Here is a 12,993-nt window from a genome sequence, read left to right as displayed (position 1 = left end):
ATGAGGCTTCAAAGCATACGTCTGAAGATGCTGTTCATGCTGCTTACCAGCATCGGTATCTCAGCAGCCTTGCTGATCATACTCTATGCATTAAGTACGCTCATACTCGGCATTCCGGTAATTAAAGAGCCCTTAGCATGGCTCATTAATAACATTGGCTCTAAGCCGGTCTTGATGGTTACGGGCGTCATCCTCTTTTTGGTCAGCTATTATATGAGCACGAAGTGGTTTGTCCTTGATCTGAAGAAGATTCAAACTGGTGTTCAGGATGTAACAGCTGGACGATTCAATGCGAGAATCGAGCTTAAATCCCAAGACGAAGTGGGTAACATCGCTTCCAGCATCAATCGCATGACTGAGCAGCTGAATGCTTATTTGGATGAGATCACCCACGGACTTCGAGAGATAGCCAAAGGAAATTTTGATACCGAAATTCCGGTTCATTCGGGCAGCCAGCTGGGTGAAGTGGCAGAGAGTATTAATCAGATGAGCAGGCAGCTCCATCAGTCTATATTGGAGGAGCGTAACGCAGAGAAGACAAAAAATGACCTGATCACGGGAGTATCCCATGACTTGCGGACGCCGCTTACATCGATACTGGGGTTTCTGGAAGTGATCGAGGAAGACCGGTACCAAGATGAAGTAGAGCTGCGCTATTATGTGAATATTGCATATGAGAAAGCGCAAAATCTGAAGAAATTGATTGATGATCTGTTCGAATATACAAGAATCAATAACGGGCTTCCGCTGCAGATTCAGGAGATTGATATGGCTCAGTTCATTAGGCAGCTGATCGAGGAAACGGTTCCAATTTTGGAGAAAAACAGGATCGCATGCAATCTTTCAGCAGAGGAAGGGCTTGTCATTCAGGCCGATGGCGCTCAGCTCGTCCGGGCTTATGAGAATCTAATATCTAATGCGATCCGTTATGGGGGAAGTGGCAAGAGAATCGACATCGCGGTTCGTAGAGATGGAGACCAGGTGAGCATCAGCTTTACCAATTATGGCGATCCAATTCCTGAGCGGGATTTGCCGTTCATCTTCGATCGCTTCTACCGGGTGGAGGGTTCCCGCTCGAAGCAGACAGGAGGGACCGGCTTGGGCTTGGCAATAACCAAAAGCATCGTAGAGGTGCAGGGAGGCGAGATCCGAGTACGAAGCGATCGCCACAGGACGACCTTCGAGACGCGGTTTCCCAGACAAATATAACAGGACGCTTCACACTTACCGAATGTCTGTTTATCTATCTTCATAATAATCAGGATTCAATCTAGAACGCTCCCTCAGTGGAGCGTTTCTTAATGAGCGAAGAAAGAAGACAAGTTTACTTATACAGTTGAATGTAAATGTTCAGTTATATTTAAGTAATCGTTAAGAATTTGCCCTACCGAATGATAAGATATATTTCCTATACTTTCTTGTGATACATACATGAGGAGGTATCCGGAATTGCAGTTATCACCTAATTCGAAAGGGAACGATAAGCTAGTGCATGGATGTCTGTCAGTCTTTATGATCGTTGGCGTCATATTATTATCGGGATGCGTAGGAGAGCCGATGTCTCAAGACACATCGATTACCTATACCTCCTATCTCGAGCAAATATGGGAAGATATAAGTACTGGGATGAACGACCGTATTAGTAAAACGACAGGCAGACCAACTGGAGTTATCTCTCATCCATCTGGTATGACAAATGGATATAGAGCTGTGAAAGGAGCTCCTTAAACAAAGGGAGCTTTTTTGTTTTCTTTTTGGAACATATTGTCTTATAATAGCGTTTACATAAATATAAGAGCTTGAATGGAAGAGGGTGATATCTGTGGGTTCACGCATGTCGATCCGAAAGCGACTATTTATCGGTATAGCGGCTACTGTCTGTATTTCACTTGTTGGGCACCCTGCTCTGCAAACGCAGAAGCATGCTCATACGGTATTCGCTGATACTGTCGGAGCCGGGAGTTTTACATCCGGTCAGCGCGTAACGATTCAGCATAAGACTGCCTTTTTCCCTGGTGCGCTTAGCAAGAACAGCAATCTGAAGAATCTCAAGGTGAGTTATTATGGGACCAAGGGAGAATCACTAAGGCTTAGCTCTGTGAAGGGAGAAATGGCGTTTTTCCAAACCGATTCCCGAGGGGACTTATGGCTCCCGACCTGGTATGTTTCCAAGGAAGCAGCCAATGTGAAAGAAATTTCACCGCTCTCGCTTCAATTGGGCAGCAGCGGCAATATCTTCCTTGCTCCCGGAAGTGCATTGAAATGGCCGACATCCCAAACGGGAACATCCCTTATCGCCATAGCGCAGTGGAAGGACTGGTACGGTGTCATGATCAGTCCTTCTAAGTGGAAGGAAGATTACCAAATATATCGTCCGGCAATGTTGTGGGTGCAGAGTAAGGACGTAACAGCCAGGAAATCGATGCCTGGCCGGCTTCTGGCTGGGGATTCGGAAGTGTCGACCGATGTAGTGCGCAACTTGACGGAAATTCTATTCAAGAGAGGAACCTCTTCTTCTTATGTGAAAACACTTCTTGGGGAGCCGCAGGCAAGAGAGATATCACGAAATCAGGAGCCCCGTTCAGGCAAACCGATGATATTTGGAGAGACCTGGAGATATGAGCAGCGAGATAGCTATTACAGCGTGACCTTCTCCCCATCCGGAAAGCTGACGGCTAGTGAGTGGACGATTCCTGCGGCGGGACCCTTCGAGCGGAGTTATAGTCCAGGTGATGATTACGAGTTTACCTATCGTTTTACAGTCATGCCGCCACTGAAAACCATAGAAGCTGAGCCGAATTGGAGAAATCAGGGTAATTTGAATCATACGTTTCTTCTTGGAGCTAACGAGGATGTCCTGCTCCTCAAGGGAGATGATGGAGGGTTCAGCGGGATGCATGACAATTCTTCCTTGTATGCCATCGACCGCCGCACTGGCAAGAAGCTGTGGCAGGAGGATGCAGGATTTGGAGCATATACGGCCGTTTTGGATCAAGATCGGAAGCATGTTACGATGTTTTCGGCCTATGACCCGGCGATTAAGGACTACGTGGCCAGAATACGGCACATCCGGTTATCGGATGGACAAGTGTTATGGGAGCTTAAACCTAAGAATGAGTTTGGCCTGACGATGAAAGCTGCAGCTAACACAATTATTATAGATGAGCCGCTCAATCCGAATGAAACCAAAAGCGTGCTGAGTGTGCTGGATCAGAAAACCGGAAAGCTCCGTTGGAAAAAGACATTATCTGGTGAGCACCGTTTGCTGAATCAGGGCTCGGATGATCCGCATGTGCTGATCGAACAGAATGGACGGCTTTACGCGTATGATCCCGATACAGGCAAAGCCGTGTGGAATAATAAAGTCGGAAACAAGTTTATGGATGATCCGACCCAAGATCCTTATTTTACCGGAGGATATCGGTATGATCCGTTATCTCCTGCGGACATCACAACAAGATGGATGCTGCTTGGCAAGGAATGGGTTCTGCTCAATACAAAAACCGGTGAGCGTGAAGGTGGATACCCAGCCCGTGAGATGGAACGGTTTGAAGTGCTGAATGAGCGGTATCTGTTGGTACAGCGGGCGCTGAATGGACAATATTTCAGCGGAGCAACCGCGTATGAAAGTTTATTATACGATGGCATCGAAGACAAGGTGGTTTGGACAGTTGAGGGGAAAGCAGCGCGGGCGGTCATAGAGGGAGAACGAGTGTATCTTACCCTAAATGGCATTCCGGCAGCTGTGTCAATAGAGGACGGCAGGGTCCTATGGAAGATGGAGAATACGGCTGCAGTGAGCGATGATCTTTCCCATCTGGTTGGCAGCAGCTATGGAGTCCTGGGTCGCTATTTACTTCTGAGTTTGGGAAGCGATCTTGTGGTGCTGGACAAGGAGAATGGCAAGAGCCTGGGAAGATTGCATAACGTAATCACTGGAAATGTGGATTTACGCGAACAGGATGCCAGAAACGGCGCGCTGAACGTAACGGATCATGAAGTGCTCATCGGCACGGTGAATGGCGCGTTCATTCGCTATGATGTGGAAGAATTGATGAAACGTTTGGATGAGCTGTAAGTCCCGCTTTATCAGTAAATAAGACATGATGCCAACTGGACTATACTGCAAAGGAGGAAAACCTATGGGCAGAAAGCTACCGCTAGCAGGAATTATGGTTCTCAGCCTGTTGTTGATCCAATGCGTAGGGTGCAGCAAACAGTCAGCCAGTTACGCTTCACTGTTGAAATATAATGATGATGAATATATTGGAAAGGGTATAGAGCGCCCTGAGGCTTTTGCAGAGACGGATCTGACCTTGGCGGGCACGATTCAGAAGAAGGTCGAGCCGGACCAATATCCGGATACGAATTTAGCATCAAATGAGCTGCCGGAGGGTACTGAGATCTATATCGTGGATGATGATAAGTTGGTGGCATTACTGGAAAATCGGCGCTTTAAAGTGTTTGAGCGTATGGAATAACATCCGCGCTTGAAGTCTGGACACAGGCTTCAAGCGCGTTTTTTTTTGTTGATTGCGGAGAAGAAGAGTAAATATTTTCAAATTTATCCTTGACTATGTTGGAGAAAAATGTAATTATAAATGTATCGAATCGATATATCAAATAGATATATTTATAAGAAATGTGGTGATGAGAAATGCTGGAGTACATCCTCCTCGGCATGCTGATGGAAGGAACCATGAGTGGTTATGACTTGAAGAAAACCATTGACAGTACTGTAGGCACATTCTACAAAGCTAGTTATGGAAGTCTGTATCCTGCCCTCAAGAGACTTGCAGACAAAGACATGGTTTCATTAACAGAAACCGACAATAACAAGAACAAGAAGCTGTATACTCTACTGCCTAGCGGCCAGCAGGCTTTTCTCGAATGGTTGTCCGGACCGATACAGGCGGGGCGCAATGAGCAGCTGATCCGCATATTCTTTTTCGATTATTTGGAAGAAGATATTCGTCAAAAGCGCTTGGCGGAATATTCATTTAAGGTGGATGAAGAAATTCACATGCTTGAAGCGGTGAAGAGCATCGTGGCGGGAGAGTTGGCTGAAATCGAACATCCGGAGAATTATTATTATCGGGTTTCGGTTCTGTCCTATGGACTGAATCATTTACAGATGGAACGGCAATGGCTGAAGGATATTATGGAGAGGAAGGAATTGAACCATGTCAAACCTGGAAATTAACGATTCTTTTTCACAGAAACGCCCGGTTCTTACTGTAGTCATTATCGAGGTTCTGCTGTTATTAGCCGTATTTGCTGCAGGAGCTTATGCTACCATTAATGAATTGAGTTATACTTCACCTGTTCTGATCTCATTTATCCCAATTGCTCTGGTGTTGATTGTGTACTTCACTTGGAAAAAGAAGTGGACTACGCTTGGTTTCCGTAAGCTGAGCAGTATCCCAGCCGCCGGTTGGGTCTATTATTCGCCCTTACTCCTTATTTTGGTCGTCATTTCTCTTAAAGGGATGCGTGAGATCGGCGTTTCGGAGATCCTGTTCTTTATATTCTTCACACTGCTTGTCGGGTTTGTTGAAGAGAGCATCTATCGGGGCTTGATCCTGAAGACACTGCTGTCAAAGGGCGTTAAAACGGCCGTCATCACCTCCAGTATTCTGTTTGCGATTACGCATGTACTGAACGTTTTGTCAGGTCAGGATGCCTTCCAAACGGTTTTACAGATTGTCTATGCTCTGCTTATAGGCGCTGTTTTGGCTCTGTTAATGGTGAAAAACAACAATATTATTCCTCTCATTCTGTTCCACTTCCTACATAACTTTATCCAGTTTGTTGGCAATGACAATAGTGATGCATTTATCGGTTACGACCTCTTCATCTTGCTGGTGCTTGCCCTTTACTGTATATGGCTGTCCTTCTCATTGAAAAAACCTCGGGTTTCTGCGCAAGTGGATCATGCGATCTAGTGTGTTCGAGGCGCATTGCAGTAGTACGAATACAGAAGTACCTGGACCGAGTGGAATTGAACTGTTTTATTGAGCAACCGTCTGATGCATCTCCTTAGATGAGGTGTGCATTCGAGGATGCTGAACAATACCGATGGGCAACTCGGTTAGTTCGAGAGCTGAATGAAGAAGACCAACTCTGATGATGAGTTGGTCTTTTTTTGCTACAAGAAAACTATAAGTAAAACGAAAAATAACTTGCCCTGGATCATGTTTAAATTCTAGTCTTCTGTTATGGTTTGGGAAATTGAATTTATCCCAAGTTTTTTTCAGTATATATTCTGAATATTTATTTTTATGGATTACTAGTGTACGTGAACTCAATATGGTTAGAACCTGTATTATAGTTAGAAACGCCCAGCTTTGTTTTCCATGATATATCCATCATGCCAGTTGTAGTGACCGATGTGTTTGTAGAGCTATTATATTGAGCAACCGTTTGTAGAGTTAAACTATGACCTCCCGAGGAAGTAGTATTTTTATATATTACATTGCTCTTTGAACTAGCAGATTGGGAAACTGCTGCTTCATTATTCACAATTAAATTAGAAGAACCTAGAGTAATGGTCTTTCCTACCATAGCTGCCTTAGCAGCTGAAGCCCAGGATTTAATCTCACTTAGTGATGGTGCTCCAGGAAGAGCTGTACTATAGAGTTTTGCACCTATTAGAGCAGCCAAAGAAGAGCCACTTGCTTTACCTTCTAACACACCTGCAATATAAGCTCTCGTAATCTTTGTCTTACCTCCGACAGTAGTAACAAGATTTACATCTTCATATGTGAAAATATTAGTCCCATATGAGAGTTTCACACCATCAGCTGTTGTGCTTTCTGAAACTTTAAAGGCATTAGTCCAGGTTGTATCATTCGATACATTTTGTGCATACCAAGTACCCATCGGTAGACTTCTCCATTCATATAAAACACCACCAATTCTTTCTTGATAGTATAGTATTGTATCCACCCAATCAGAATCATAGTTTATTGCAGATGGTGAAATACTAGATATGTCTAGTCCTGCCTCTTGGATTGCCATAGGAGTTGCTTTTATCTCTTGAATTTCGTTACGCGGCAACACATTTACAAACCAAGCATAATCTTTAACTGCCGCTGTCATTTCATTATGATTCACAGTTATGTTATTTAACTCGTCAGGAATTGAAATTTCAAATAATATTAGATTATTATTGGAATCTGTCAAATAAATATTAACATGTGGAGATTCTAGAAGGGAGAGGTCTACTATGGATGAATTGAGTACTGAAGTTTTAGCATCTTGATTTCCATAGAATACCTCAAAAAGCTGAATATCAAAATTATGATTTTCATCTTTAAGGTCGGCTACAACACTATTTATCCCCATATTTTTCTTTGTGCTGTTGAATAATTCCCCAGATGCAAACACTTCTTTTTGTTGTGAATCATAGTTAACTGTTGCCTTAAAACTCAATGTATTATCCTTAACTAGAATTTCAGAAAGTGAAATACTCGCGTTTTTCTCTAAATTACTAATTGCATCTACTTTGCTATCGGATTGGCCATATAACTGATCAAATTCTTCAATAGGTATAGCTACGCCATTATTCATTGCGATACTATTTTCGGAAGCATAAGCCGAGATAGAAAAGGAAGCTAACATAACTACAACAAGAATTAGAGACTTTATTTTTTTCATAAAATGCAACTCCTCAATGTGTTTTTATAAAATCATAAAAAACTTCCTCGCAAAGCAATTTTTCGATTAACCACCCCTCGTTGATTTCTTAAAACTTTAAATTATACCTAATATTTCCTTTAATAGTATATAATGACTTTGCAGGTCATAAAGTTTGGTGAATAATAAAAAAAACTAAAATAAAAAGAAGTTATTATTGCAAAAATAAAAGAAAAACCATGGGGGATGATAAATAATTCTACAGAAGGTGGGAGGAATCGGGTATGAGGATTAGTAAATGGAAAAGCATTATCTCGATTTCATTGAGCTTAAATATTGTTTTAATAGTATGTTTATTTTTCTTATATCGTGATAATACGGATATGAAAAAAGGAGCGGTCCTTCAATATGCCATTCAGCAAAGTGAAGTGTTACTAGATTTAAAAACTGCACTTGGCCATCAAGAGGACAATGTTGATTATGTGAATGCACTGGTCGGAGCGTATGCTAATATTTACCATAACTTCAATCTGACCAAAAAATATAATTCTGTTGGTGAGTACGTAAATTTTCCTGATGATATCAATATGTTTAATAGCCCTATGACTTCATTACCCGTTGGTTACTCTATAAGTAACCGCATTGCTGGCGAATCAAATGATGAAGTGGATCAGAAGTTGGAAGTATACATGTCGTATGTTTCTCAAATTGTAGATACACTGGATTTTGAAAATAAAATTAAAGGCAAGAGTTTAAGAGAACAATATAAAACTTTAGAAGAAGTCAGTGAGTTGATTAAGACATTTGATTTGGAAAAATAACAATGGGTTTCAGTGTATATCGAATAGTCAAAAATCAATGAAAACCTTGAAAGGCTTGATGCCGTTCAAGGTTTCTTTTTGGTTAGCACTGATTCTGCTATAAGCTTTTAGCCCATGCACAGAAGATGCAGCGAATAATATAACTTGCATCAAAATATAGTAGACGTAAATAAAAGATTATATATATTTGCTATTTCCATAAAGGGGGGGACATGCATGAAACACAGGATACCGTTTAACCGATCTCCCGAGCCGGGGAATTCTAATTCTCCGCCGCCCAGAAAGAATACCCTGTTTTGGAGGCTGTTCGCCAATTATTTTCTCCTCATTCTCATTCCTGTAATTGTTGCGTCTGTTCTGGCCCAGGTGCTGGTTGTTCGCATCATAGAGAAGGATGCCGAGCGTTTCAATCAAGTGATGATGAACCGATTCTCCGAGCAGACGGACAAGGAGCTTCAATCCTTGAAGACAAGCATGATTAATATTCTCAGTACATCCAGATTACGGAGCGTACTGCGCGTTCCCATGTCCTCTTCGCCGGATGAACAGCTCCTTCCGGAACTGCTTCATTCCCTGCGGGAGCAGCTGCAGCAATTGGAATCGGAGGCTCTCGTCGAGAAGGCGTATTACTATTTTGTGCACCAGGATTTGATGATCGATGCAGAGACTTATACGAATAAACAGTATTATTTTCAATCGCGATATCCGCTGAATTCAAACCGCCGCCATCAGCTGGAAGCCGAATTGTCCGGCAAGAAAATGATGGATTTCATGCAGTCATCAACCTCTTTAACAGCTTCGATGAGTTATCCGTTTAATACGGCTTCCCCCGAAGTCTATCTTCTGGTCGAGGTGAAATCGGACAAGCTTGAAGAGCAGATCCATATGCCAGAGAGGTGGGTTACGGGCACCGCGATTGTGGATGAGAGCGCCAATGTGATAACCCAGCATGGCTTGAAACCGGACGATGAGCTCGCCTTGCAGCAGCGAATACGTACGGATGGTTTCGGTTCGGGGTTTACGATATCGGACAAGACAGGGGTGTCCTTCATGGCATCCGGCTTTAATGAGTCCTGGCATTATATCAGCATGATTGATGTAGGTACTTTGATGAAGCCAGTCTATATAACCCGCTGGATCTGTTGGTTGTTCCTTCTGTTCTTCCTCGTTGTCGGCGCACTCACCTCTTACTATTTAAGCCGGCGATTATACCTGCCGATCCGGGAGATCAAGGATGAACTGAAGCTGCATCATGTTCCGAAGGGAGAAGCCGGCCATGAAGGAAACGAGTTCGATCTTATCAAGCGTTACTCTCAGTTCATTATGACGGAGAATAAAGAGCTGTTTCAGATGGTGAATGGGATGCTTCCAGTCATGCAGGAGCAATTTTTAACGAAAATCCTACTGGGGCAATACCGCGATGCTTTATCAATTCAATTCTATGCCAAGGAAATTGAATTCGCTTACATCCATAAGGCCGCTAGAACTGTCCTGTGTATCTCTTTTCACTATGACCGGTCCTTTTACGATGGGGCATCGGAATCCACCAAGACTTTTTTACTGACGGAGCTGAAGGACAAAATTCACCGGCTGGCACCTGGTATGGTCTGGATCTGTCAGACAAGACCGGATTTGACGGCTTGTATTGTGGAGCACGGACACATCACGGAGGTTAAAGGTTATCCGGAAAAATTAGCGGAGCAAATTCGGCATATTTTGCTGGAGTACATTCCCTTTTATAAAGCGACGATCGGTATCGGCAGAACCGTTCACGTGGTGGAAGAACTGCACTATTCCTATGACCATGCCTGTGCCATGCTGACATATCGCGGCCTTCATTCACCCGTGGAGATATGTGGCAGTCAGCCTTCCCGGGAGCTTCAGCAGTGGGATTCTTTCCTCGCGGTGCAGGAGGTCCAGCGAATTGTCAATCAGTACAAAACACGTGAGTTTGACAAGCTGCTCCAATCCGTTCTTTCTCTGCTGGAAGAGGGGAAAACCAAGGATGCATCAGCTATTCAGATGAAGTACTTGCTTGCCGATGTGCTCAATACATGGATTCGTGCGGTGGAATCAGAGCGTAATGAATTGAATGTTCCGTATTACTCGAGTCTGTTCGAACGAATGAATCGCTGCATGACATGGGACGAGCTGACGCAATGCTTCAAGGACATTCATGGCTTTCTGTTTCGGAAGCCGGCTTCGACCAGCCGGAGTCAACAGTTCAGTGAGATCGTGAAATACATTCATGAGCACTATGATCAAGAACTGTCGATCGAGCATTTTGCAGGCATGTTGAATATGTCGATTGGGCATTTCAGCAGGACCTTCAAGGAGGTGGTCGGCGAGAAGTATGTAGAGTATATCGCAAAGTATCGGCTGATGAAGGCCAAGCAACTCTTGCTCGAAACAGATATGAAGATCGATGATATTGCTGAGAAGGTGGGGTATTGGGGGAGGAACTCCTTGATACGTGCTTTTCGCCGGTATGAAGGGATCACGCCTGCCAAATACAGGAGCCTTCACCACTAGGTAAAAAAAGAGACTGCATTTTTTCTGAAGTCTCTTTTTTTGCATAGGACTAGGGCGTAAAGCCTTGCTGCGTCTGCGCCGCAAAAGGTGTGTCTTAAGGAAAAGATGTTTGCTTTACGCAGAGGGAACACGGCTCGTATAGTGGGGACAACACATGGAATGTAAATGCTTTCAAGCGGAGGTGGGAATTATTGGCGCAGCTATCACGGACCATCTATATTCTGAGAAAACATAAAGCGTTGTACTTGCTGATGCTGCCCGGCATTTTGTACTACCTGATATTCAAGTACGCGCCGATGTACGGCATTATCATCGCCTTTCAGGACTATTCGATCGGCCGGGGCATTTTGGGAAGCAAGTTTGTCGGTCTAAAGCATTTGATTGAATTTTTCTATGTCACCCCCGATGCATGGAAGCTGATTCGTAACACGATCATGCTAAATGTGTACGATCTGCTGTTTCATTTTCCGGCGCCAATCATCCTGGCCATTCTGTTCCATGAGCTGAAGAGCAAATGGTTCAAACGGTTTGTGCAAAACATCAGCTACATGCCGCATTTCCTCTCCACCGTCGTGATCGCTGGCATTCTTGTCACCTTCCTGTCTCCGACCACAGGCGTGGTGAATCATCTCCTCGTCAAGCTGTTTGGTATGGAGCCGATCATGTTTCTGGGCATACCGGAGTGGTTCAGGACGGTGTACGTAGGCTCCGAAATCTGGCAGAAGGTAGGATGGGGCACCATTCTCTATCTGGCTGCGATTGCCGGGATTGATCCGACGCTGTATGAAGCGGCCAAGATGGACGGGGCAAATCGGTGGCAGCAGGTCCGGCATATTACGTTCATCGGTATGGTGCCGGTCATGATCATTCTGTTCGTGCTGTCGCTAGGTAATTTCATGGAGGCCAGCTTTGAGAAAATCCTTTTGATTTACAACACGATGAATTATGAAACCTCAGATGTCATTAATACCTTTGTGTACCGGCGGGGCATCCTGGATGCCGATTTCAGCTTTGCAACTGCGGTGGGCCTGTTCCAATCGGCGATTGGCTTCATTCTGGTCGTTGCAGCCAACCGGATCGTACGCAAATATTCGGAGACCAGCCTGTGGTAAGGGAGGTGCGCCATGAAAAAGCAGGAAAGCTTCGCCTCGAAGCTGTTTGACATGTTTAATGTATTGTTCATGATTGTGCTGATCATTGTGATGGCCTACCCCATGGTGTACGTGTTCTCGGCTTCCATCAGCAACAATGCCATGGTTGCGAGCGGATCAGTCCTGCTATGGCCGAAAAAGATTACGCTGATCGCTTATGAACAGCTCATATATAACCCCGATCTCTGGGTCAGTTATTGGAATACCATTCGGTACACATTCCTTCATACTTTGCTAACGTTAATTGCAACCTCAGCGATGGCGTATCCGCTGGCGAAGCGGTGGCTTCCGGGCCGAAGAGCGATTCTGCTGATGGCGGCGTTTACACTTCTCTTCAGCGGGGGGATGATTCCGACCTTCCTGATCGTTCAGAAGCTGGGGATGCTGGACACGATCTGGGCGATCGTCCTCCCGTCTCTGATCAGCACATGGTACTTGTTCATTATGCGGACATTCTTCGAGGCGCTGCCGGAGGAGCTTGAGGACGCGGCTGCCATCGACGGATGCGGGTCCATGCAGATTCTGGTGCGGATCGTGCTGCCTTTATCCGTACCAGTGATGGTCACGATCGGCCTGTTCACGGCCGTGAATCAATGGAACTCTTTTTTCAGCGCTTTGATCTATCTGAATGACCGGGAGATGTACCCGCTGCAGATTATGATGCGCAACATCCTGATCGCCGGTACGAATGTGCAGGGCGAGGGAGACCTGACGCATCTGGAGACGTTGAAATACGCCATGATCATGATCGGTACGCTGCCGATCCTATGCGTCTATCCGTTTATCCAGAAATACTTTGTACAAGGCACGATGATTGGCGGTATTAAGGGGTAGTTATGGATTTCAAGCAA

The 12,993-nt window shown here is 44.6% G+C and carries 10 protein-coding genes; 9 read left to right on the top strand and 1 reads right to left on the bottom strand.

What is annotated here, in order from left to right; translation table 11 throughout:
* The 5 genes from ABEQ74_RS22965 (at position 1) to ABEQ74_RS22945 (ending at position 5,945) form a co-directional block, all read left to right on the top strand.
* Positions 1 to 1,209, top strand: coding sequence for a sensor histidine kinase (locus ABEQ74_RS22965; protein WP_430124621.1), 1,209 nt, complete (start codon positions 1 to 3; stop codon positions 1,207 to 1,209).
* Between the two features lie 613 nt (positions 1,210 to 1,822).
* Positions 1,823 to 4,078, top strand: a complete 2,256-nt coding sequence (locus tag ABEQ74_RS22960) for a PQQ-binding-like beta-propeller repeat protein (protein ID WP_430124483.1) — start codon at positions 1,823 to 1,825, stop codon at positions 4,076 to 4,078.
* 64 nt (positions 4,079 to 4,142) lie between these two features.
* On the top strand, positions 4,143 to 4,481 hold the full coding sequence (locus ABEQ74_RS22955) for a hypothetical protein (protein WP_430124482.1): 339 nt from the start codon (positions 4,143 to 4,145) through the stop codon (positions 4,479 to 4,481).
* Between the two features lie 176 nt (positions 4,482 to 4,657).
* Positions 4,658 to 5,203, top strand: coding sequence for a helix-turn-helix transcriptional regulator (locus ABEQ74_RS22950; protein WP_430124481.1), 546 nt, complete (start codon positions 4,658 to 4,660; stop codon positions 5,201 to 5,203).
* Positions 5,184 to 5,945 carry a CPBP family intramembrane glutamic endopeptidase gene (locus ABEQ74_RS22945; protein WP_430124479.1) on the top strand — a complete coding sequence of 254 codons (762 nt, stop codon included), beginning with the start codon at positions 5,184 to 5,186 and terminating at the stop codon, positions 5,943 to 5,945. Before ABEQ74_RS22950 ends, ABEQ74_RS22945 begins: the two co-directional genes overlap by 20 nt.
* Before the next feature lie 334 nt (positions 5,946 to 6,279).
* Here the strand turns inward: ABEQ74_RS22945 and ABEQ74_RS22940 are convergent, their stop codons facing one another.
* Complete coding sequence (locus ABEQ74_RS22940) at positions 6,280 to 7,659, bottom strand: hypothetical protein (RefSeq protein WP_430124478.1); 1,380 nt, start codon at positions 7,657 to 7,659, stop codon at positions 6,280 to 6,282.
* A gap of 263 nt (positions 7,660 to 7,922) precedes the next feature.
* Between ABEQ74_RS22940 and ABEQ74_RS22935 the strand changes: the two genes are divergently transcribed.
* From ABEQ74_RS22935 to ABEQ74_RS22920, 4 genes are all read left to right on the top strand, one after another.
* Positions 7,923 to 8,459, top strand: coding sequence for a hypothetical protein (locus ABEQ74_RS22935; protein WP_430124477.1), 537 nt, complete (start codon positions 7,923 to 7,925; stop codon positions 8,457 to 8,459).
* A 216-nt stretch (positions 8,460 to 8,675) separates the two neighbouring features.
* Positions 8,676 to 10,991: a helix-turn-helix domain-containing protein gene (locus ABEQ74_RS22930; RefSeq protein ID WP_430124476.1), complete on the top strand. Its 2,316-nt coding sequence runs from the start codon at positions 8,676 to 8,678 to the stop codon at positions 10,989 to 10,991.
* Between the two features lie 191 nt (positions 10,992 to 11,182).
* A complete protein-coding gene (locus tag ABEQ74_RS22925; RefSeq protein WP_430124475.1) occupies positions 11,183 to 12,103 on the top strand; it encodes an ABC transporter permease in 921 nt (306 codons plus the stop codon).
* A 12-nt stretch (positions 12,104 to 12,115) separates the two neighbouring features.
* On the top strand, positions 12,116 to 12,976 hold the full coding sequence (locus tag ABEQ74_RS22920; RefSeq protein WP_430124474.1) for a carbohydrate ABC transporter permease: 861 nt from the start codon (positions 12,116 to 12,118) through the stop codon (positions 12,974 to 12,976).
* Positions 12,977 to 12,993 lie beyond the last annotated feature (17 nt).

The organism is Paenibacillus solani, from assembly GCF_050475945.1.
GTDB lineage: Bacteria > Bacillota > Bacilli > Paenibacillales > Paenibacillaceae > Paenibacillus_AQ > Paenibacillus_AQ solani_A.
This window is presented reverse-complemented; position numbering and strand designations above follow the sequence as displayed.

What these genes read in the sequence shown, in the direction of transcription:
- ABEQ74_RS22965 (WP_430124621.1), top strand. Translation starts at nt 1, where the DNA reads ATGAGGCTTCAAAGCATACGTCTGAAGATGCTGTTCATGCTGCTTACC.
- ABEQ74_RS22955 (WP_430124482.1), top strand. Translation starts at nt 4,143, where the DNA reads ATGGGCAGAAAGCTACCGCTAGCAGGAATTATGGTTCTCAGCCTGTTG.
- ABEQ74_RS22950 (WP_430124481.1), top strand. Translation starts at nt 4,658, where the DNA reads ATGCTGGAGTACATCCTCCTCGGCATGCTGATGGAAGGAACCATGAGT.
- ABEQ74_RS22945 (WP_430124479.1), top strand. Translation starts at nt 5,184, where the DNA reads ATGTCAAACCTGGAAATTAACGATTCTTTTTCACAGAAACGCCCGGTT.
- ABEQ74_RS22940 (WP_430124478.1), bottom strand. Translation starts at nt 7,659, where the DNA reads ATGAAAAAAATAAAGTCTCTAATTCTTGTTGTAGTTATGTTAGCTTCC.
- ABEQ74_RS22935 (WP_430124477.1), top strand. Translation starts at nt 7,923, where the DNA reads ATGAGGATTAGTAAATGGAAAAGCATTATCTCGATTTCATTGAGCTTA.
- ABEQ74_RS22930 (WP_430124476.1), top strand. Translation starts at nt 8,676, where the DNA reads ATGAAACACAGGATACCGTTTAACCGATCTCCCGAGCCGGGGAATTCT.
- ABEQ74_RS22920 (WP_430124474.1), top strand. Translation starts at nt 12,116, where the DNA reads ATGAAAAAGCAGGAAAGCTTCGCCTCGAAGCTGTTTGACATGTTTAAT.